Origin of the sequence: Methylobacterium sp. B1 (genome assembly GCF_000333255.1) — a bacterium.
GTDB lineage: Bacteria > Pseudomonadota > Alphaproteobacteria > Rhizobiales > Beijerinckiaceae > Methylobacterium > Methylobacterium fujisawaense.
Map to the genome: position 1 here is coordinate 1 of NZ_BACT01001030.1, position 18,179 is coordinate 18,179.

Here is an 18,179-nt window from a genome sequence, read left to right on the forward strand (position 1 = left end):
TCAGCTCGGACGTACAGCACCACCTCGATCCCGACCTTCATCCAGCACGCCTGCATCGTTGCCCTCGAGGAGGGCGACGGCTTCATCCGCACCATGGTCGACCGCTGCGCCGAGGCCCGGGCGATCCTGATGGAGGGCTTGTCCCGTCTCCCGGGCGTCACGGTCGCACCGCCTGACGGGGCCTTCTACCTCATGGCCCGGATGGGCGGCGACGAGCCCAGCCTCGACCTGGCGCTGCGCCTGCTGCAGGAGGCCAAGGTCGGGGTGGCGCCGGGGACCGCCTTCGGGCCGGAGGGCGAAGGTCTGGTCCGGATCTGCTTCGCCATCAGCCCGGCCCTGGCGCGAGAGGCGGTGCGGCGGCTCTCGGGCGCGCTCGGGACCCGCGCCCCGGCCGCGTCGGCGCATTGAGCCGGGCGGGTTAGGCGGCCCCGCTCGCCTTGCACGCGCGGCGAAGAAGCAGGGACGGTGAAGCAGGGATGGTGAAGGCCTACGGGTCGTCCTTGCTCAGGGAGTCACCTGTCCGAGGCCGCAGCGCCCTCTCAGCGCCCCCAGCGCAGGACCAGCGCATCGTTCCGGCGGGCCAGTTCGATCAGCCCGGCGCGCGTGTCGGGGTGCAGCGGCTGGATCGGCAGCCGCGCGGTCTCGTGGGCGATCACCCCGCCCTCGGCCATCAGCGCCTTGCAGGCCAGCAGGCCGCATTGCCGGTTCTCGTAGTTGATCAGCGGCAGCCAGCGCGCGTAGGCGTCCATGGCCTCGTCCCGGCGGCCCGCCGCGTAGGCGTCGGTGATTTGCCGGATCCCGTCCGGATAGGCCCCGCCGGTCATCGCTCCGGTGGCGCCGGCATCGAGGTCGGCCATCAGGGTGATCGCCTCCTCGCCGTCCCAGGGGCCCACCACCGCTTCGCCGCCCAGCGCGATCAACTCGCGGAGCTTGGCTGCAGCCTGCGCGGTCTCGATCTTGAAATAGGCGACGTTGGCGATCTCCCGGGCCATGCGCGCCAGGAACGCGGCCGAGAGCGGCGTCCCCGAAACCGGAGCGTCCTGGATCATGATCGGGATCGAGATCGCGTCCGAGACCGCGCGGAAGAACTCGTAGATGCCGAGGTCCGGCACGCGGATCGTGGCCCCGTGATAGGGCGGCATGATCATCACCATGGCGGCCCCGGCCTCCTGCGCCAGCCGCGAGCGCTCGGCACAGACCTGCGTGGCGAAGTGGGTCGTGGTGACGATCACGGGCACGCGGCCGGCCACGTGCTCCAGCACGGCGTGCATGACGGTCTCCCGCTCCGCGTCGGTGAGGACGAACTGCTCGGAGAAGTTGGCGAGGATGCACAGGCCCTGGCTGCCGGCGTCGATCATGAAGTCGATCGCCCGGCGCTGCCCGTCGAGGTCGAGGGCGCCCGCGGCGTCGAAGACCGTCGGGGCGACCGGGAAGACGCCCCGGTAGGATTGGGCAGGCGAGGTCATGCGCGCTCCTTCCATCGAGAAGGCCGCGTTCCCCGGCGCGTGAATCGGTCCGGATTCGAGACCCGCTTCCTCCTAGCACGGAGCCGGCCTGTCCGCGGCCGCATCATATCCCCGGGACGATGCCCCTGTCGGTAGGCGTCCCGGGTTCCCCTTGATATGGGAAGCGCGGCCTTCCGGAGCGTGGCGCCATGCGGCGGCATTTCCTGACGGTCCATCAAGTCCCGGCCACGCGCTGGCCGCCCGAAACCTTTTCTGCGTCCCGCGTCGACAGCTGAGAGCGACCTCGGCGACAGCGGCAGGACCTTCTATCGCGCTGGAGCCAACCACGATGCGCTTTGTCTCGACCCGCCTCGCCCTGGTCCTCGCCGCTGCGGCATGCCTCCTCGGAATGCCCGCGCAGGCGGACGACCTCGACGCGATCCGTGCGTCCAAGACCCTGCGCATCGGGACGGAGGGCACCTACGCGCCGTTCACGTTCCACGACGCCTCCGGGGCGCTCGTCGGCTTCGACGTGGAGATCGGCCGCAAGGTCGCCGAGAAGCTCGGCGTCACGCCGCAATTCCTCGAAGGCAAATGGGACGGCCTGATCGCCGGCCTCGACGGCAAGCGCTACGACGTGGTGATCAACCAAGTCGGCATCACCAAGGAGCGTCAGGCGAAGTTCGACTTCTCCGAGCCCTATATCCGGGCGCGGGCCGTGCTGATCACACGCGCGGACCGGGCGGACATCACGTCCTTCGCCGACCTGAAGGGCAAGAAGGCCGCGCAGAGCCTGAGCAGCAACTTCGCGCGCCTTGCCGAGCAGTCCGGTGCCGAGCTCGTCGGCACGGACGGATTCGATCAGTCGGTTCAGCTCGTGGCCACCGGCCGCGCCGACGCGACCGTCAACGACAGCCTGTCGTTCCTCGACTTCCACAAGCAGAAGCCGAATGCGCCCGTGAAGATCGTCGCCGAGCAGACGGACGCGGACGCATCCGGGATCATCATGCGCAAGGACAACCCCGCGCTGAAGGCTGCCATCGACAAGGCGCTGGAGTCGATCAAGGCCGACGGCAGCTACGCGGCGATCGCCCAGAAGTACTTCGGCGCCGACGTCTCGAAGTAGCCGTCCGGAAGGGGCCCGTCGCGGCGCGCCTGCGGGTCGCCTGCAGGCCCCTGCAAGCCTGAAGGCTGCGAGGATCCGGGCGCGCCTCTGAAGGCAGAGCGCATCGGGATCCCTCCCCGAGGGGACGCGGGGATCCGCACATATCCTTCGGCGAAGGCCATGCCCCGAGGCCGAACCTGCGAAACCCGTAACCCTGTCCGACCGAAAGGAAACGCCCCCCCGTGCCGCACTGGCTCGACCTCATGCTCCAGTCGCTGGGGCCGCTGCTCGCGGCCGGCCTCCGCTTCACGGTCCCGCTGACCCTGATCGCCTTCATGCTGGGGCTCGGCCTCGGGCTCGGAACCGCGCTCGTGCGCCTGTTCGCCCCACGCCCGCTGGCGGCACTGGCCTGGTTCTACGTGTGGATCTTCCGGGGCACGCCGCTCCTCGTGCAGCTCTTCGTGATCTTCTACGGGCTGCCGAGCACCGGCATCCTGATCGACGCCTTCCCTGCGGCCGTGATCGGGTTCACGCTCAATGTCGGCGCCTACACGTCCGAGATCATCCGCGCCGCCATCGCCTCCATTCCGAGGGGACAATGGGAGGCGGCCTACGCCACCGGCATGACGCCCGCTCAAGCCCTGCGGCGCACGATCCTGCCTCAGGCAGCGCGGGTGGCGGTGCCGTCGCTCGCCAACTCCTTCATCGCGCTGGTCAAGGACACCTCGCTCGCAGCCGCGATCACCGTGCCGGAACTGTTCCAGGCCGCCCAGCGCATCGTAGCCGTCACCTACGAGCCGCTGATCCTCTACATCGAAGTGGCGCTCATCTACCTCGTCCTATCCACGTTCCTGTCCTGGATCCAGACGCTCTTGGAGCGGCGGCTCGGGCGATACGGCGGATATCTGGAGGCGCGCGCATGATCGCCCTGTCGGCCATCGAGAAGAGTTTTGGCGGCAACGCGGTCCTGCGGGGCATCGATCTCGCAGTGCCCGAGGGCCGCGTCACGGCGCTGATCGGCCCGTCCGGCTCGGGCAAGTCGACGCTCCTGCGCTGCGTCAACCTGCTGGAGATGCCGCGGTCCGGTACGCTCGACCTCGGCGATATCCGACTCACCTTCCGACCGGACCGGCCGCCGACCCGGCGGGAGATGCTCGCGGTGCGCCGCCAGACCGGCATGGTGTTCCAGAATTTCCAGCTCTTTCCCCATCGCACCGTCATCGAGAACGTCACGGAGGGGCTCGTCACCGTCGCCAAGTGGCCCCAGGCCAGGGCGCGGGCGCGGGCGCTGGAGTTGCTGGAGCGCGTCGGCCTCGCCCACAAGGCGGGGGACTGGCCTGCCAACCTGTCAGGCGGCCAGCAGCAGCGGGTCGCCATCGCCCGGGCGCTCGCCCCCTCCCCGCGCCTGCTCCTCTGCGACGAGCCGACCTCGGCCCTCGACCCGGAGCTCGCCGCCGAAGTGGTGGATGTGCTGGCCAGCCTCGCGGGGGAAGGCATGACCATGCTGATGGCGACCCACGACCTGCGCCTCGCGCGGCGCGTCGCCGACACGGTGGTGTTCCTGGAGGGCGGCACGATCGTCGAGCGGGGACCGGCGCCGGACCTGTTCGCCCACCCGAAGGATCCGCGCACCCGCCGCTTCATCCGGACCCTGCTTGGTGAAGCCGCGGAGGAGGCGTGAAGGGCGATCCGGCCCGGATCAGATCGTCCAGCCGCCGTCGATCATGACGGCTTGGCCGGTCGTGTAGGTCGCGCCCGCCAGGTAAACGGCGAGGTCGGCGATCTCCTCGGCGGTACCCAGCCGCCCGATCGGCTGCCGCGCGATGAAGGCCGCGCGGGTCTGCGCGTAGTCGCCCTGCGCGCGGATGCGCTCTTGGAGCGACGGGCTCTCCACCGTGCCGGGGCAGATCGCGTTGCAGCGGATGTTGTGGCCGACATAGTCGGCCGCCACCGCCTTGGTCAGGCCGATCACCGCCGCCTTCGTCAACCCGTAGGCGAAGCGGTTGGGCACGCCCTTCACCGAGGAGGCGACCGACGCCATGTTGACGATGGCGCCGTCGCGGCGCTCCAGCATCCCCGGCAGAACCGCCCGGATCGTGCGGATCATCGCCTTGACGTTGAGATCGAGGGCGACGTCGAGGTCGTCGTCGCGCATCTCCAGGATGGTGCCGGCATGCACGATGCCGGCGCAGTTGAACAGGACGTCGACCACGCCGATCCGCGCGACCAGGGTGCTGACGGCGCCCGCATCGAGAACGTCGAGGATCGCGGTGCTGAGACCGTCGGCGCGCAGCCCGGCGAGGGCATCCGCGTTGATGTCGGTGGCGTGGACCCGAGCCCCGGCTTGGGCGAAGGCGAGCGCGCTCGCCCGCCCGATCCCCTGCCCCGCCGCCGTGATCAGGACCGTCTTCCCGGACAGATCTGCCATTGTTCGCTCCCAGCAGGCTGCACTTCGCCGCGTCGGCTCCCGGACCGGGATACGCCGGCCAGATCCGGGCATCCGGGCTGAGTGCCCCCCAGCGTTGTAGGTTCCGGATGGGCGGGGCTCCAGGCCCGATCGCCCCGTCCATCCGACCCGACGCCGCCGCCCGGAGCGACGCAATCAACCGACCGCGCGGGATGACCGGCACGGCGGCGGATCTCTGGATGCCCGTCCGGCGTTCTCACGACGAAACCGTTTCGTGGAGGATCGCCGTGGGGCTTGCCGCCTTCGTCTTCTTCGTCGTGCCCTGGATGGCCGTGGCGATCTGGCTCTCGCTGCGTCCGTCCGGCGCCCGCCTGGGCGCCCCGGCTGCTCCCTGGCGTCCGCTGACGGATTATCCGCCGCCGACGCGGGACCAGCAGGACAGCGCAGAGACGCAGAGCTTGGCTTCGGGTGCGGCGCATGACGGCAAGCACGCACCGATCCAGGCCGTGTAGGGCCCGCTGAGGCGGCGGATGGTGGAGGTGGAGATTTCCACCTCCCGGCCAACAAGCGCCACATCATCCCATCCGCCGCGCCCGCCCTGCGCCTCGAGCCGTTCGGACCCTGGGCTGCACCGAAGGGGGCGGCGGCGACGCGCGTCTGGATCGGTCCGGACGGTCCGGCTCTCGGCGGGCCTGCCACGCGCCGACACGATCCTCAGGATCGTGAGCGCGCTTCGACGCGCCGTCCTGGTTCCTGTGAGGAGGCCGGGCGCGCCGGCCGCGGCGGGGGCGTGGCCCGCCGGCCTGCGGCGATCCATCCGGGAAATCCATTGCGCTTCCGCGGTTGCACAGGTTCGTGGGCGCGACGTTGCGCGGCCGAGGAAGAGACCGGGACTTGCCCGAAGCCACCTATCCGCCCCTCGACGTCCTCAAGCCGGTGGCCGATGGCGTCTGGATCGTCGACAGCGGGCCGCTCCGCGTCCTCGGCATCCCCCTCCCGGTCCGCATGACCGTCGTCCGCCTAGGCGACGGCGGACTCTGGCTGCACTCACCGACACGGTTCGATCCGCACCTGTACCGCGAGATCGCCGCATTGGGGCCGATCCGGCATCTGGTCGCCCCCAACATCGCCCACTGGACCTTCCTGAAGGCGTGGCAGGCGCATTGTCCGGAGGCGCTGACCTGGGCAGCTCCGAACCTGCGCCAGCGTCGCCCGGTCCGCCGCGCCGGCCTCCGCATCGACCGGGTTCTCGGGGACGACGCCCCCTCCGATTGGGCGGCTGATTTGCGCCAGATCGTCGTGCCGGGCGGCTTCGGGTTCCGGGAGGTCGCGTTCGTCCACGGGGCGAGCCGGACGCTGATCCTGACCGATCTCGTCCTCAACCTGGAACCGGAGAAGATGCCGGCGCTCCTGCGTCCGTTCCTGCGCCTCGCCCGCATGACGCGACCGCACGGCCAGCCGCCACCCTACCTGCGCCTCGTGATCAAACTCCGCCGGCACGACGCCGCGAGAGCAGCGAGCGACCTTCTCACCTTGGCTCCCGAGCGGGTCATCTTCGCACACGGCCTCTGGTTCGCCGGGGACGGCGCAGCGCGCCTCAGACACGCGCTCCGCTGGCTCGCGAAAGGCCTCTGAGGGCGGGCGGTATCGGGATCACGCCGCAGCGATCAGCCGCCGCATGATCCAGGCCCGGGCGGCCGCGAGATCCGCGAAGAGCGGCGGACAAGCCGGTGCGAGCGGGCCGAATCCGGCCTCCAGGAACCACTTTCCGGTGTCCTCGCCGTGCTGCGCCGAGAGGCGGACCAACACCGCGACCAGAAATCCGTCGGCGAAGACGAGCTGGCTCTCGGTATCGTCGCTGCTGGTCGCGACCTGCACGGCCTGCAGGCTCAGGATCATTCGGCCATCGACTTCAAGGCGAAGACTTCGGCCGGATCAATCCATCGCACGTTGGCGACGGGCGCAGATCTCCGTACCGATCCCTCTGGTCAATCGACCCTTCGCGCCGAAGTTCCGACGTCGATAGGGTCCGGCCGGCAGCCGCCCCCCGCGATGGCGCAAACGGGGATCGCCCGCCCCGCGCAGCAGGCGTGCAGATGGATGACGGCCCGCGCGCCGATTCGGTCCGGGCTCGGCCCGGCGGACGCCTTCGCGCGGGGCACCGACGATGCGTCGTCCGGGAGAAGGGCGGCCGTTCAGGGCTCTTCCGGCGGGTCAGCCGCGACGGTGACGGCCCCCTCGATCGAGCGGGCGAGTTCGGTCAGCACCTCCTCCACCATCGGCGGCCAGGGTGCCTTCTCCTCGTCCATGAGGCGGGCAGCGCCGACCAGGGCGGCGATTTGCGCCTCATAGACGGGACGGCCGACGAGCTGCGCGTAGCGCACCCGCGCCGCAAGCGCCGTGGCGAGGCGCTGGACCTCCGCGATCTTCACGCTCGGCGCGCCGCTGCCGTCGCTCATCCGTCCATCCCTCCGGATCCTCGCCGATCCTCATAGGCCATGGGCGGGATACAGTCAGGACCGGCTACCAAGCCTGGAGGATCCAGCCGCAGGCGAGGGCGACGACGACGCCGGCCAGCAACGCCAGGGCGATGTCCCACAGCGGAGCGGTGAACGCTCCCGGCTCCGAGACGAAGCGTGTCAGACTCTCGGGCAGGACCGGTGCCGGCGGCCCGCGCCGCCAGCGCAGGCCAGTGCGGATGCGGCGCATGCGCAGATTCCCCGACCCTCTCAGGCGGTCTCGGCCAGGCGGCCGGCGGCGGCCTGCGCCTTCCGCGCCCCGCCCTTGGTGCGGACGAATTCGCCGAGCGGCTTGCAGGCCGGAAGGCCGATCACCTCCGCGGGCCGCATCCCGGCCGGCGGCACCGGATCGCACCGGGTCAGGGTGCCGGCGGCCTCCGCGGTCCCGGCGGATCCGCCATCCGCGCTCGGCAGGTCGACGCGATGCCCGATCAGGTACGCTTCGAGGTCGATCAGGCGGTGGCGCAGGCGCCAGATGTCGTTCTCGACGCCGTTGATCTGGACCAGCAGGTCGGAGACGGTGCCCTGGCGCGCCGCGATGGCCGACAGCACGGCGGCCCGCTCGTTCAGCAGAACGGCTTTGACGGTCGGGTTCATGACGCACGCCTCCGAATGTTACTGCGCCACGATCCGCCAATTCCGCCTGCGAAATACCTCTCAAAATTGATTAGCCATTACGCCCGAAGGTTAACCGCGGAATTCGACGGCATCGCCGCGAAACGGCGCCTCCGAATGCACCACATGCCGGCGCGGGCGCGTCGCGGGCGCGGGAACTTCATGAACGGACAAGCGTCGGTTTCTCGCAGACCGACGCACGCAGTTCCGGGAGCTTCACATGCGCAGATCCGCAACCCTCGCCATGGCCGCCACCCTGAGCCTGGCTTCAGCCACCACCTGGGCCGACCCCGTCGGCAGGACGGGAACCGGGGGCGGCCCCGATACGACCGCCAAGGCGCCCCACACCGCCGCGACCGGCCAGACGGTGCCCAACCCCGGCGCCCTCGGCCCGAGCGAGACCGGCAGCATCGAGCGGCGGGATGCCATCGAGGAGCGCAACGACGCGATCACGCGCGGAATCTGCATCGGCTGCAGCCGCTGAGACCGCAGGCCGTCCGGCCCCATCGCGCCCGGCCAGGCGGGCCATCTGCAGGGCGCCCCCAAGGGTATGACGAACCGTCATGGCCGGGGCGCCCTGTTCCGGGCGGGGGTTGAAGCCGCGGCCGCCGCGGCCCAAATCATCGGCCCTCACCCACCATGAACAGGAGTCGAAGCGTGGCGAACGAGTCTGTCGAACAGGCGACAGAGAAGACCTATTTCGGGCTGACCCTCGCGCAGCATGCGGAGCGGATCCGAAAGCTCGCGACCGAGCGCGGCCTCACCGGCGATGTCTTCGACCGTGTGACCGCGAAGGCCGTCGCGATGATCCCGACCGTCAAGGTGAACGACGCCGCCCAGCGGTGAGCCCGGACGGGCCGGATCAGCCTTCGGCCCGCAGGCCCTTGATGATGCGCCGGGCGATGGTCCGCACGGCCTCATCGTCCCGCGCCTCGCCCTCGACCGGATCCCACAGGTGGGCGAGGCTGCCCTCAAGCTCGTCCAGCAATTCCGGATGACGCTGCGCCAGAAACCGAACCGTCCCGAACAGCAGATGCTCGGTCGCCATCTCGCGACGACGGGCCTCGGCGACGGCATCGGGATGAAGCTTGGGATTCTGCGCGCTCATGGATGCCCAACGATCGGCGGCGGCGGCGGTTCGTCCCGCAAGGCGTGGTGCGACGCCGCGGAGCGGGCCTCAGCGAACGCGATATCCGCGACGGTTCGTGAGCGTTGCGGACACGCAGCGCACAAGATCGTGCCGGCCAGATCGTGCCGGCCAGGCGGGACTGGATCGGACGCGAGAAACGCGGCGCGGGGCGCCCTCAGCGCCGCAGCGCCCCGAACCAGGTGACAAGGGGCTCCGCGAACGCGGCCCAGGTCCGCGACCACACCGTGCCGGTGCGTGCGTCCGCCGGGCGGGCGCCGGCCATCAGGGATGCCACCAGGGCATCCTCGCGGGACTTGCACTCGTCGAGGGCGTTGCGCTCGTCCCCGGCGCGGCTCTGACCCGTCGGCTGATGCCCGGAGGCGTCTCGAAGGCAGCGGTGCCACGCGCGCTCCAGCTCGGCCGGATCGGACGCTCCGGCGACCGGACCCGCGACGGCAGGACCGGTGGTCAGGAGGAGCATCGCGGACAAGCTGAGCACCGGCATGCGCATGATCGCTTTATGCCCGATTCGCGCCCAGCTCGGATAGAACGTAGCAGCAACAGTGGCGGTGGCTCGGGACGGCGGCCGATCAGCCGTGCCGGCCGGGCTTGGCCATCCGGCAGCTGTGATCCATCAGGTACTCGGCGCTGGCCTCCGGCTCCCGATAGGCCAGGAGGATCATCCCGCCCTGCGGATCCCCGGGATCCGCCTCCACCGCCGCGAAGCTCGCGTCGTGCAGATGCCCCTGCCAGCCCGGCACCCGGGCCAGAGCCGCGAACGGGTTGAACTCCGCCACCGCGTCCGGGGGAATTCGCAGCGCGACGTAACGCGCCTCCGCCAGCGGCACGGGGAACGGGGCCCAGGTCTCGCCGACGGCGCCGCCATGGGCCTTCAGGGCCGCCATGACGCTCCGGTGCATGCAGTCGAGATGGATGTGAAGCTGGTCCTGGCTGCGGCCGCCGACGGAATTCACCTCCAGACCCACCGCCGCGACCGGCAGCCGGCCCGGCAGCGCATCCGACACAAAGTGCCGGGCCGCGAGCGCCGCGCGCCAATAGGCGGCGCCCCGCGGTCCCTGGAGCACGGGCGCCTCGATGCCCGAGATGCTGTCGGTGGGCATCACCACCGTGTGGGTAGGCTGTCCCGGCGCGCGCAGCACCGCCGTCCCCGGGCGCGTACCATCGCCGAGGTCGACGGAGAGGCAGGGAAAGCTCCGGCCCGCCGCCTTCTTGGCGAGCACGCAGCCCTGCAGCGCCACCCAGAGCACGTCCCGCACCGGGTTCGCCGCGATGGCGGCCGGCACCGTGGCGAAGGCGAACAGGATCGCGGCGACCAGACGACGAAGCATGAGCAGATGTTCCGGTCCCCGGCCGCCGTTATGCTACAGGCGGCAGCGCGCCATCACTGTACGCGGGCGCCGTCGGCGCGAGGTTACGATTCCGCGATGCTGAGAGGGAAGGTGCCGTGGCTCGGCCTGATCCGGATCGCGGCCTGGATCCTGGTGGCCCTGATCGCCGCCGTCACGCTGGTGCCGATCGGGCTCCGCCCCGTCGTCACGGCCGAACCCAGCATCGAGCGCTTCGCCGCCTACGCGCTCGCCGGGCTGCTGATGGCCATGGGCTACCCGCGGCACGGGCGCTGGATCCTCGTCGGCAGCATCCTCCTCGCCGGCGGCCTGGAGTTTGGGCAGACCCTTACCGGGACCCGCCACGGCCGGTTCGACGATTTCCTCGTGAAAGCCGTCGCGGCCTTGGCCGGCGCGGTGGCGGGCCGCCTGCTCGCGGTCCTGGGCCGCGGGCGCCCGGACGACGCGACCTGCCGATAAATCCGGCCCGGCCGGACCGTCGCCGCGGACGCGGACGTTTGCACATGTCCCAATGCATGTCGCCGATGCATGTCTGCGCCGCCAGCCCGGCATCCTGCGGTCGGTCTCCGGCGGAAACCGCCGAGCTTGACCCACGTTGGCTCAGGGGGCTCTCACGCGAGGTGCGGCATGTTCGGCGCAGCCAAGCTCACGGGACGGTTCTGGTTTCGCAAGACGTGGACGGGCAAGCTGGTCCTGCTCGTCGAGGAAGAGAAGCCCCGGTGGCTCAGCCGGACCGGCCTCACCAAGCGCCGCTGGCGCGACGCGCGCCTTCTCGACCTGGCTGAAGCCCCGATGCACGCGCTGATGACGCTCGAGCGCGGCTATCGCGGGGATCCCGCATCCGGTCCGGCGCGGATTCTGCAATCGGTGGTCCCACCCGGGACGCGCGGCGCGATCGCCACGCCGATCGGGACCGCCGTCAACGCGTGAGCGCCGCAGGGGCGCGGGCCGAGCATGGAGGGGCAGGGCTCGGCCCGCCTGCCGTTCGGCTTCTTACCCCCAAAGCCGGAGCGACCCTGCCACTGATCACGGCAGGATTAACACTTCCTGAAGCCGCCCGCCCGGGCCCGCGCCGCAGGCCCCCGTGCGGCCGATCCGAGGGAAGCCGCGCAGCCAGCTCCGACCGGAATGATCCAGCGGCAGAATCGCTACTGATCTATGTTGGTATTCGCCCAGACATTCGGTAGATAACAGCCATAATAGGTTATCTTCGCTCATATATGGACTTGACTGTCGAGAGGCGGATCAACGTTCATGCATCACTCCAACGTGAGAGGCGTTCATGGAAGATAGCAATCCCGCACCGCATCAGGATCCAGTCGATTTTGTGGAGCTGACGGCCGACATTGTTTCCGCTTACGTAGCCAACAATTCCGTCCCGGTCCCCGATCTTCCGTCGCTGCTGTCCGGCGTTCATGCCGCACTCGCCGGCCTGAGCCAGACGACGGTCTCGGCCGAGCCGGAATTCAAGAAGGCGACGCCTGCGCAGATCAAGAAATCGATCACCCCCGACGCCCTGATCAGCTTCATCGACGGCAAGCCGTACAAGACGCTGAAGCGGCATCTCACCGGCAACGGCATGACGATCGAGCAGTATCGGCAGCGCTACGGTCTGCCGCCGGACTATCCGACGACCGCATCCACCTACTCGGCGATGCGGGCCGAGTTCGCCCGCAATGCCGGCCTGGGCCACAAGCGCCGGAGCCCGGCCGCGAAGCGGGGCGAGCCTGCGGCGTCCACCGCGGCGCCGGATGCGGACGGCACGAAGGTGGCCAAGGGCCGCAAGACCCGGAAGGCCGACGCGGAGGCGTGAGCCCTGAGGTTGCGGGCCCTGACGTGCGATCCCGGGGCCCGGACTCGGAATGACGGGATCGGGCGCGGCCAGGGCGGCCGCATCCACCCGTCAAAACCGCGGCGCGGAGTGCCGGAACGACGCCTGCGGCCATCCGTTGGCCCTGCGGAACGCCCGGCTGAACGCCACGGAGCCCAACGTGAACCGACCGATCCCCGCCCTTCTCCTCGCCGCCGCGACCGTGGCCGCCCTCCCGGCCGCAGCCTGGGCGCAGGATCGGCCCGGAACCGGACCGGCGCCCCGGACCGAGACCGCACCGAAGCCGGCGGCCGATACGAAGGATCCCGGCCGGACGGCGACGGAAGCCGTCACCCATCCGTCGGCCGTTCCGCCGACGGAGGGTCAGGTCGGCACCGGCAAGCCTCCGGCCACCGGGACCCCTCCGACGACGAGCCGCTAGCGTCCCGTCACAGCCCCGGCGCCCCCAGCCGAACTTGCGCAGCCGCACGGGCCTGTCCCCGCCGGGGCGCGACTTCGAGGGATATCGGTCCGGCGGGACAGACGCGGCGTGGGCCCGCCGCCGTGGCCGTCGCGCCCAGCGGATCGGGCCGCCATCACAGGCCGCGCCTGCCGGTGGGGCCAGAGCAGCGGGTGCACGGAACCGGGCCCGTCTGCCGCGAGCGCTGCGGCACGCATCGGTGGAAACGACCCGGCCGGCCGGCGGTGACGCGATCGACGAGCTCCTTCAGGCTTCCGCTTGTCCCCCGCGCCCACCGTCCATAGATCCCGACGATGACGGCACTCCCCTTTGACAACAGCTACGCCCGCCTGCCGGAGCGCTTCTACGCGCGCCGGCCGCCGACGCCCGTGGCGGCCCCGCGCCTCGTCCGGCTGAACCGGGCGCTCGCCGCGGAGCTCGGCCTCGATCCGGACTGGCTTGCCGGCCCGGACGGCGTGGCGGCGCTTGCGGGAAACGCCGTCCCGGAGGGCGCCGATCCGATCGCGGCGGCCTATGCCGGACATCAGTTCGGCCAGTTCGTGCCGCAGCTCGGCGACGGCCGCGCGGTCCTCCTGGGCGAAGTGCTCGACCGGACTGGGCAGCGCCGCGATATCCAGCTGAAGGGCGCGGGCCCGACACCGTTCTCCCGGCGGGGCGACGGGCGGGCAGCGCTCGGTCCGGTGCTGCGCGAGTATCTCGTCAGCGAGGCCATGGCGGCGCTCGGCATCCCGACCACCCGGGCGCTCGCCGCCGTGACGACCGGCGAGCCGGTGGTGCGCGAGACGCTCCTACCGGGCGCGGTCCTCACCCGCGTGGCCGCGAGTCACATCCGGGTCGGGACGTTCCAGTTCTTCGCCGTCCGGGGCGATGTCGAGGGCCTGCGGGCGCTCGCCGACCACGTCGTGGCCCGGCACTATCCCGAAGCCGCTTCGGCCGCGAACCCCTACCGGGCGCTGCTGGAGGGCGTCATCGCCGCCCAGGCCGAACTCGTCGCCCGCTGGCTGCATGTGGGCTTCGTCCACGGGGTCATGAACACCGACAACATGTCGATCGCTGGCGAGACGATCGATTACGGACCCTGCGCCTTCCTCGATGCCTACGATCCCGGGACCGTCTTCAGCTCCATCGACCGCAACGGCCGCTACGCCTACGGCCAGCAGCCGCGCATCGCGCTGTGGAACCTGACGCGGCTGGCCGAGACCTTGCTGCCGCTGCTCGCCGAGGACGAGGCGGGCTCGGTCGCCGAGGCCGAGGCGGCGCTGGCCTCCTATGCGGCGCGCTTCGAGACGGCCTATCACGGCGGCCTCGCCCGCAAGCTCGGCCTCGCCGAGACCCGGGACGGCGACGCCGCTTTGGCGGGCGACCTCCTCAAGCGCATGGCCGAGAATCAGGCCGACTTCACCTTGACGTTCCGCACGCTCTGCGCCGCCGCGGAGCGGCCGGAGGCCGACGCGGGCGTGCGCGACCTGTTCGTCGATCCCACAGCCTACGATGCCTGGGCGAAGGACTGGCGCGGGCGGCTCGCGCAGGAGGCCCGCGACCCGGCCGAGACCGCCGCCGCGATGCGCCGGGTCAATCCGGCCTTCATCCCGCGCAACCACCGGGTCGAGGCGATGATCGAGGCAGCCGTGGAGCGGGGGGATTTCGCCCCGTTCGAGACGCTCCTGACCGTGCTGTCCCGCCCCTACGTGGATCAGCCGGATCAGGCCGCCTTCGCCGTGGCGCCCGAGGACGGTGGCGTCGGCTACCGCACCTTCTGCGGCACCTGAGGCGTCGCGCCGGCGGTCACTGCCGCGGCCAGGTGAAGATCTCGCGCACCCCGCCCTCGTGCCGAAACCAATGGACGCGGGTGGCGGGGTTGAAACCGTGATCCCGGTACGACGTGGCGATCACGGAAACGAGAGTCTCCGCCGCCGACCGGTCGTGAATGTCGTAGGCTAGAAGTTTGGGAGCACCGCCAGGTTCGCGGGCGAGATCGCGGACCAGAATCGAATACGACATACTCCCCTCCTTTCGACGCAAACGATCTACTCAACATTATATCTCCAAGGCTAGGATTGTTCGCGTCAGCATCGTGTAAAGGTTAAACATTATTAACCGGAGTGCGTTGATTTGATACGGTCGAGATCGGAGGCGCCGGGCGCGGAGGTCATCCCTGTCGTCACGAGCCTCGCGAGGGGACCGAGAGCGGCGCGGGAGCGATGAGCGGCGCGTGCAAAGGCGGCGAAGCCATCCCCATGAAACGGAAGTCGAATCGCGTCGCGACCGTGGCCGCCGGCCTGTCGCCCGGGCTCAACGGGATCATCGCCCGCCCCAGCCGGACATCGCGCGCGGCAGGCCCCCGCCGAGACCGGACGACGCGAACGGGGGATCCGAAGGCCAAGGTGAGGCGGATCCTCGCGTGGTTCGTCGCACCGGCCCTGGCGCTGCTGGTCGCCCAATGTGGCCCGACGCCCGGCGCGCCGGCGGCCGGGATCGTCGTGGCCTCCAAGATCGACACAGAGGGCGGGGTGCTCGGCAACATCATCCTGCAGGCCCTGCAGGCCCGGGGCCTCCCGACGGTCGACAAGATCCAGCTCGGCGCCACCGCGATCGTGCGCCAGGCCCTGATCGAGGGTCAGATCGACATCTATCCGGAATACACCGGCAACGCGGCGTTCTTCTTCGGGAAGGCGGATCTCCCGGTCTGGAAGGATCCCGAGGCGGCCTATCGGACGGCCCGGGACCTGGATCGCGCGGCCAACGACCTCGTCTGGCTGACGCCCGCCTCGGCCAACAACACCTGGGCGATCGCGGTGCGCCAGGAGATCGCGCAGGCCGCGGGCCTGAAGACCCTGAGCGACTTCGGCCGCTACGTAGCGGGCGGCGGCGCGATCAAGCTCGCCGCCGCGTCGGAATTCGTGACCGCCCCGGGCGCCCTGCCGGCCTTCGGCAGGACCTACGGCTTCACCCTCAAGCCGGAGCAGCTCGTCATCCTGGCCGGCGGCGACACGGCCGCCACGATCGCCGCGGCGGCGCGGGGCACGTCCGGCACGAACGCCGCCATGGTGTTCGGCACCGATGGCGCCCTCGCGGTCGCGCGCCTCGTGACGATGGACGACGACAAGGGCGTCCAGCCGGTCTATCAGCCGGCGCCGGTAGTCCGCGGGGCGGTCCTCATGGCCCATCCCGAGATCGCCACGGTGCTGGATCCGATCTTCCGCAGACTCGACCTGGCGACGCTCCGGGATCTCAACGGCCGCGTCCAGATCGGCGGCGAGCCCGCCTCCGCGGTCGCGGCGGACTCCTCCGGCAGAACGGATTCGTGCGCTGACACGCGTCGACAAGCCGAAACTCTGCCGGCATGGGTTCTCGGCGGGTCGCGGGGACTCGTCGCGAGGCCGGCCCACTTTTGCGCGGGCCCGCGCGCGCCGGCGCCGTCGGAGCTTGAGGATGGGGGGGACATTCCGCGACGGGGCTGCTCCGCCCGGGCGTCGATCCGCTGGGCTCGGCCTTCGCGGCCCTGCTGGGACTGAGCCTGCTCGCGCTCCCGCTGATGACGACCCGGCCGAACCGGATCGCGGCCGGCACCGGGCTGACGGCCTGGTCCGCCCTCCCGTCGGGTGCGGTGCTCCTCCTCGGAGGCGTCGTCGCCCTCGGTCTGCCGCTGCTGGCGCTCCGGGCGGCGCCGCCCCTGCGCCTCGCCGCCGCCGCCGCGATCCTCCTGCTCCTCGGCCTGTCGGCCGGCTGGGCGGCCGATCACCTGACCCTGCCGGGCGACCGGTACGGCCGGGTCTCGCCGGATGCAGGCTGGTGGCTCGCCTTCGCGACGGCGGCCCTCGCCGTCGGCGACGGGCTGGCGCGGCTGCGGCCGGGACCGATCCTGCGGATCGCCCTGCTGGCCCTGCTGGTCGCCGCGACGGGACTCGCCCTGCGGACCGGGTTCTGGAACAACCTCTCGGTGCTGCGGGAATATGCCAGCCGCTCCGACACGTTCGGCCGGGAGTTGCGGACCCATGCCGTTCTCGCCCTCACCTCGGTGGCGGCCGCCGCCGCTCTGGGGATCCCGGCGGCCATCCTGGCGCGCCCGGTTCCTGCGCTGCGGACGGGCCTGCTCGCGACCCTCAACGTCGTGCAGACCATCCCCTCCATGGCGCTGTTCGGGATGCTGATCGCGCCCCTGGCCTGGATCGGCCGGGCGGTCCCGGGCGCGGCCGCCCTCGGCATTGCGGGAATCGGCGCCGCGCCGGCCTTCGTGGCGCTGTTCGCCTACGCGCTCCTGCCCGTGGCCGCCGCGACTGTCGCGGGCCTCGATGCCGTGCCCTGGCCGGTGCGCGACGCCGCCCGGGGCGTCGGCATGACCGCGCGGCAGCGGCTGCTCCAGGTGGAGCTGCCCCTCGCCCTCCCGGCGATCCTGACCGGAATCCGGATCGTCCTCGTCCAGAACATCGGGCTTGCGGTGATCGCGGGGCTCGTGGGCGGCGGCGGCCTCGGCGTGTTCGTCTTCCAGGGCATCAGCCAGAATGCGGGCGACCTCGTCCTGCTCGGCGCGCTGCCGACCGTCGCCATGGCGACCGGCGCCGCGGTGCTGCTCGACGCGGTCGTCGATCTGAGCCGGGGCCGGGCGGCGGAGCGGGTTCCATGATCGACCTCGCCCAGGTGAGCCGCGTCTTCGAAGGACGCACGGTCGTGGCGGACGTGACCCTCCGGGTCGAGGCCGGGACGATCCTGACGGTGGTCGGCACCTCGGGATCGGGCAAGACCACCCTGCTGCGGATGATCAACCGCCTGATCGAGCCGAGCGCCGGCACGATCCGGATCGCAGGCCGCGACATCCGGGACGTGCCTCCGCATCTCCTGCGGCGCGGGATCGGCTACGCCATCCAGGGACACGGGCTGTTCCCCCACCGCACGGTCGCGGAGAACATCGCGGTGGTGCCGAAGCTGCTCGACTGGGACCGGAGGCGGATCGCCGCCCGGGTCGACGAACTCCTCAGCCTGTTCAACCTCGATCCGGCGGCCTACCGGGATCGCCTGCCGGCGGCGCTCTCCGGCGGCGAACAGCAGCGGATCGGCGTCGCCCGGGCGCTCGCCGCCGAGCCGCCGATCCTGCTCATGGACGAGCCCTTCGGCGCCCTCGATCCGATCATCCGCGGTCGGGCGCAGGAGGATCTGCGGACGATCCAGCAGCGCTACAAAACCACGATCGTGCTGGTGACCCACGACATGGACGAGGCCCTGCACCTCGGCCACCGGATCGCCGTGATGGATGCCGGGCGCCTCGTGCAGGGAGCGCCGCCGGCAGACCTTCTCGGCGCACCC

25 protein-coding genes and 1 pseudogene are annotated in these 18,179 nt (G+C 71.0%); 16 read left to right on the forward strand and 10 right to left on the reverse strand.

The genetic code is table 11. From position 1 onward, the window contains the following. The coding region (locus I53_RS28695) for an aminotransferase class I/II-fold pyridoxal phosphate-dependent enzyme (protein ID WP_043357462.1) at window positions 1-408 on the forward strand (408 nt) is incomplete at its 5' end. Window positions 409-539: 131 nt separating this feature from the next. Here I53_RS28695 and I53_RS28700 read toward each other — a convergent pair. After that, complete coding sequence (locus I53_RS28700; RefSeq protein WP_043357464.1) at window positions 540-1,466, reverse strand: dihydrodipicolinate synthase family protein; 927 nt, start codon at window positions 1,464-1,466, stop codon at window positions 540-542. A gap of 388 nt (window positions 1,467-1,854) precedes the next feature. On the opposite strand from I53_RS28700, the gene I53_RS28705 reads away from it, so the two are divergent. The 3 genes from I53_RS28705 (at window position 1,855) to I53_RS28715 (ending at window position 4,231) form a co-directional block, all read left to right on the forward strand. Further along, the gene (locus I53_RS28705) at window positions 1,855-2,571 is read left to right on the forward strand and encodes an amino acid ABC transporter substrate-binding protein (RefSeq protein WP_374701391.1); all 717 of its coding nucleotides are present in this window, start codon (window positions 1,855-1,857) and stop codon (window positions 2,569-2,571) included. A gap of 221 nt (window positions 2,572-2,792) precedes the next feature. Then, window positions 2,793-3,473 carry an amino acid ABC transporter permease gene (locus tag I53_RS28710; RefSeq protein WP_043357468.1) on the forward strand — a complete coding sequence of 227 codons (681 nt, stop codon included), beginning with the start codon at window positions 2,793-2,795 and terminating at the stop codon, window positions 3,471-3,473. Continuing rightward, entirely contained in the window at window positions 3,470-4,231 is a 762-nt protein-coding gene (locus tag I53_RS28715; protein ID WP_043357471.1) for an amino acid ABC transporter ATP-binding protein, read from the forward strand. The genes I53_RS28710 and I53_RS28715 overlap by 4 nt, the downstream gene beginning before the upstream one ends. A gap of 18 nt (window positions 4,232-4,249) precedes the next feature. On the opposite strand, the gene I53_RS28720 is transcribed toward I53_RS28715, so the two are convergent. Beyond that, the gene (locus I53_RS28720; RefSeq protein ID WP_043357473.1) at window positions 4,250-4,978 is read right to left on the reverse strand and encodes an SDR family oxidoreductase; all 729 of its coding nucleotides are present in this window, start codon (window positions 4,976-4,978) and stop codon (window positions 4,250-4,252) included. Between the two features lie 266 nt (window positions 4,979-5,244). Here I53_RS28720 and I53_RS28725 point away from each other — a divergent pair, with 266 nt between their 5' ends. Both I53_RS28725 and I53_RS28730 read left to right on the forward strand, forming a co-directional pair. Next, window positions 5,245-5,469: a hypothetical protein gene (locus I53_RS28725; protein ID WP_043357508.1), complete on the forward strand. Its 225-nt coding sequence runs from the start codon at window positions 5,245-5,247 to the stop codon at window positions 5,467-5,469. Between the two features lie 382 nt (window positions 5,470-5,851). After that, window positions 5,852-6,592, forward strand: a complete 741-nt coding sequence (locus I53_RS28730) for a DUF4336 domain-containing protein (protein ID WP_043357475.1) — start codon at window positions 5,852-5,854, stop codon at window positions 6,590-6,592. Window positions 6,593-6,610: 18 nt separating this feature from the next. Here I53_RS28730 and I53_RS28735 read toward each other — a convergent pair whose 3' ends face one another. The 4 genes from I53_RS28735 to I53_RS28750 form a co-directional block, all read right to left on the reverse strand. Beyond that, the gene (locus I53_RS28735) at window positions 6,611-6,856 is read right to left on the reverse strand and encodes a hypothetical protein (RefSeq protein WP_043357477.1); all 246 of its coding nucleotides are present in this window, start codon (window positions 6,854-6,856) and stop codon (window positions 6,611-6,613) included. Between the two features lie 296 nt (window positions 6,857-7,152). After that, a complete protein-coding gene (locus tag I53_RS28740) occupies window positions 7,153-7,416 on the reverse strand; it encodes a hypothetical protein (protein WP_043357480.1) in 264 nt (87 codons plus the stop codon). Between the two features lie 64 nt (window positions 7,417-7,480). Beyond that, window positions 7,481-7,666, reverse strand: coding sequence for a hypothetical protein (locus tag I53_RS28745; protein ID WP_043357482.1), 186 nt, complete (start codon window positions 7,664-7,666; stop codon window positions 7,481-7,483). A gap of 20 nt (window positions 7,667-7,686) precedes the next feature. Further along, window positions 7,687-8,073 (reverse strand): hypothetical protein, encoded by a 387-nt coding sequence (locus tag I53_RS28750; protein WP_043357484.1) that lies wholly within the window; start codon window positions 8,071-8,073, stop codon window positions 7,687-7,689. Between the two features lie 238 nt (window positions 8,074-8,311). On the opposite strand from I53_RS28750, the gene I53_RS28755 reads away from it, so the two are divergent. Together I53_RS28755 and I53_RS28760 are read left to right on the forward strand one after the other, a co-directional pair. After that, entirely contained in the window at window positions 8,312-8,575 is a 264-nt protein-coding gene (locus I53_RS28755; RefSeq protein ID WP_043357486.1) for a hypothetical protein, read from the forward strand. Between the two features lie 173 nt (window positions 8,576-8,748). After that, on the forward strand, window positions 8,749-8,937 hold the full coding sequence (locus I53_RS28760) for a hypothetical protein (protein WP_043357488.1): 189 nt from the start codon (window positions 8,749-8,751) through the stop codon (window positions 8,935-8,937). A gap of 16 nt (window positions 8,938-8,953) precedes the next feature. On the opposite strand, the gene I53_RS28765 is transcribed toward I53_RS28760, so the two are convergent. The 3 genes from I53_RS28765 to I53_RS28775 all read right to left on the reverse strand — a co-directional run bounded on the left by I53_RS28765 (window position 8,954) and on the right by I53_RS28775 (window position 10,569). Further along, complete coding sequence (locus I53_RS28765; RefSeq protein WP_236961841.1) at window positions 8,954-9,199, reverse strand: hypothetical protein; 246 nt, start codon at window positions 9,197-9,199, stop codon at window positions 8,954-8,956. A gap of 196 nt (window positions 9,200-9,395) precedes the next feature. Further along, complete coding sequence (locus I53_RS28770) at window positions 9,396-9,725, reverse strand: hypothetical protein (protein WP_236952769.1); 330 nt, start codon at window positions 9,723-9,725, stop codon at window positions 9,396-9,398. Window positions 9,726-9,810: 85 nt separating this feature from the next. Further along, the gene (locus tag I53_RS28775) at window positions 9,811-10,569 is read right to left on the reverse strand and encodes a CDP-diacylglycerol diphosphatase (protein ID WP_043357492.1); all 759 of its coding nucleotides are present in this window, start codon (window positions 10,567-10,569) and stop codon (window positions 9,811-9,813) included. Between the two features lie 96 nt (window positions 10,570-10,665). On the opposite strand from I53_RS28775, the gene I53_RS28780 reads away from it, so the two are divergent. The 5 genes from I53_RS28780 to I53_RS28800 all read left to right on the forward strand — a co-directional run bounded on the left by I53_RS28780 (window position 10,666) and on the right by I53_RS28800 (window position 14,647). Then, window positions 10,666-11,046 (forward strand): hypothetical protein, encoded by a 381-nt coding sequence (locus I53_RS28780; protein WP_043357494.1) that lies wholly within the window; start codon window positions 10,666-10,668, stop codon window positions 11,044-11,046. A 168-nt stretch (window positions 11,047-11,214) separates the two neighbouring features. Then, a complete protein-coding gene (locus tag I53_RS28785) occupies window positions 11,215-11,517 on the forward strand; it encodes a hypothetical protein (RefSeq protein WP_043357496.1) in 303 nt (100 codons plus the stop codon). Window positions 11,518-11,869: 352 nt separating this feature from the next. Then, window positions 11,870-12,400, forward strand: a complete 531-nt coding sequence (locus I53_RS28790; protein WP_043357498.1) for a MucR family transcriptional regulator — start codon at window positions 11,870-11,872, stop codon at window positions 12,398-12,400. Between the two features lie 178 nt (window positions 12,401-12,578). Continuing rightward, window positions 12,579-12,839, forward strand: a complete 261-nt coding sequence (locus I53_RS28795; protein WP_043357512.1) for a hypothetical protein — start codon at window positions 12,579-12,581, stop codon at window positions 12,837-12,839. 332 nt (window positions 12,840-13,171) lie between these two features. Continuing rightward, the gene (locus tag I53_RS28800; protein ID WP_043357500.1) at window positions 13,172-14,647 is read left to right on the forward strand and encodes a protein adenylyltransferase SelO; all 1,476 of its coding nucleotides are present in this window, start codon (window positions 13,172-13,174) and stop codon (window positions 14,645-14,647) included. A 16-nt stretch (window positions 14,648-14,663) separates the two neighbouring features. Here the strand turns inward: I53_RS28800 and I53_RS28805 are convergent, their stop codons facing one another. After that, window positions 14,664-14,879: a hypothetical protein gene (locus I53_RS28805; protein ID WP_043357502.1), complete on the reverse strand. Its 216-nt coding sequence runs from the start codon at window positions 14,877-14,879 to the stop codon at window positions 14,664-14,666. Between the two features lie 419 nt (window positions 14,880-15,298). Between I53_RS28805 and I53_RS28810 the strand changes: the two are divergent. From I53_RS28810 to I53_RS28820, 3 genes and pseudogenes are all read left to right on the forward strand, one after another. Then, a pseudogene (locus tag I53_RS28810) lies at window positions 15,299-16,191 on the forward strand (ABC transporter substrate-binding protein). Window positions 16,192-16,413: 222 nt separating this feature from the next. After that, complete coding sequence (locus I53_RS28815; RefSeq protein WP_251982490.1) at window positions 16,414-17,502, forward strand: ABC transporter permease; 1,089 nt, start codon at window positions 16,414-16,416, stop codon at window positions 17,500-17,502. Next, window positions 17,499-18,179: ABC transporter ATP-binding protein (locus I53_RS28820; RefSeq protein ID WP_043357506.1), on the forward strand; the 681-nt coding region annotated here is incomplete at its 3' end. The genes I53_RS28815 and I53_RS28820, both read left to right, overlap by 4 nt.

Bases quoted from the DNA above. Each gene is read 5' to 3' on its own strand.
- I53_RS28745 (WP_043357482.1), bottom strand. From the start codon at position 7,666: ATGCGCCGCATCCGCACTGGCCTGCGCTGGCGGCGCGGGCCGCCGGCA.
- I53_RS28815 (WP_251982490.1), top strand. From the start codon at position 16,414: ATGACGACCCGGCCGAACCGGATCGCGGCCGGCACCGGGCTGACGGCC.
- I53_RS28735 (WP_043357477.1), bottom strand. From the start codon at position 6,856: ATGATCCTGAGCCTGCAGGCCGTGCAGGTCGCGACCAGCAGCGACGAT.
- I53_RS28780 (WP_043357494.1), top strand. From the start codon at position 10,666: ATGCTGAGAGGGAAGGTGCCGTGGCTCGGCCTGATCCGGATCGCGGCC.
- I53_RS28700 (WP_043357464.1), bottom strand. From the start codon at position 1,466: ATGACCTCGCCTGCCCAATCCTACCGGGGCGTCTTCCCGGTCGCCCCG.
- I53_RS28790 (WP_043357498.1), top strand. From the start codon at position 11,870: ATGGAAGATAGCAATCCCGCACCGCATCAGGATCCAGTCGATTTTGTG.
- I53_RS28755 (WP_043357486.1), top strand. From the start codon at position 8,312: ATGCGCAGATCCGCAACCCTCGCCATGGCCGCCACCCTGAGCCTGGCT.
- I53_RS28770 (WP_236952769.1), bottom strand. From the start codon at position 9,725: ATGCCGGTGCTCAGCTTGTCCGCGATGCTCCTCCTGACCACCGGTCCT.
- I53_RS28715 (WP_043357471.1), top strand. From the start codon at position 3,470: ATGATCGCCCTGTCGGCCATCGAGAAGAGTTTTGGCGGCAACGCGGTC.
- I53_RS28740 (WP_043357480.1), bottom strand. From the start codon at position 7,416: ATGAGCGACGGCAGCGGCGCGCCGAGCGTGAAGATCGCGGAGGTCCAG.
- I53_RS28805 (WP_043357502.1), bottom strand. From the start codon at position 14,879: ATGTCGTATTCGATTCTGGTCCGCGATCTCGCCCGCGAACCTGGCGGT.
- I53_RS28705 (WP_374701391.1), top strand. From the start codon at position 1,855: ATGCCCGCGCAGGCGGACGACCTCGACGCGATCCGTGCGTCCAAGACC.
- I53_RS28785 (WP_043357496.1), top strand. From the start codon at position 11,215: ATGTTCGGCGCAGCCAAGCTCACGGGACGGTTCTGGTTTCGCAAGACG.
- I53_RS28720 (WP_043357473.1), bottom strand. From the start codon at position 4,978: ATGGCAGATCTGTCCGGGAAGACGGTCCTGATCACGGCGGCGGGGCAG.
- I53_RS28775 (WP_043357492.1), bottom strand. From the start codon at position 10,569: ATGCTTCGTCGTCTGGTCGCCGCGATCCTGTTCGCCTTCGCCACGGTG.
- I53_RS28750 (WP_043357484.1), bottom strand. From the start codon at position 8,073: ATGAACCCGACCGTCAAAGCCGTTCTGCTGAACGAGCGGGCCGCCGTG.
- I53_RS28800 (WP_043357500.1), top strand. From the start codon at position 13,172: ATGACGGCACTCCCCTTTGACAACAGCTACGCCCGCCTGCCGGAGCGC.
- I53_RS28765 (WP_236961841.1), bottom strand. From the start codon at position 9,199: ATGAGCGCGCAGAATCCCAAGCTTCATCCCGATGCCGTCGCCGAGGCC.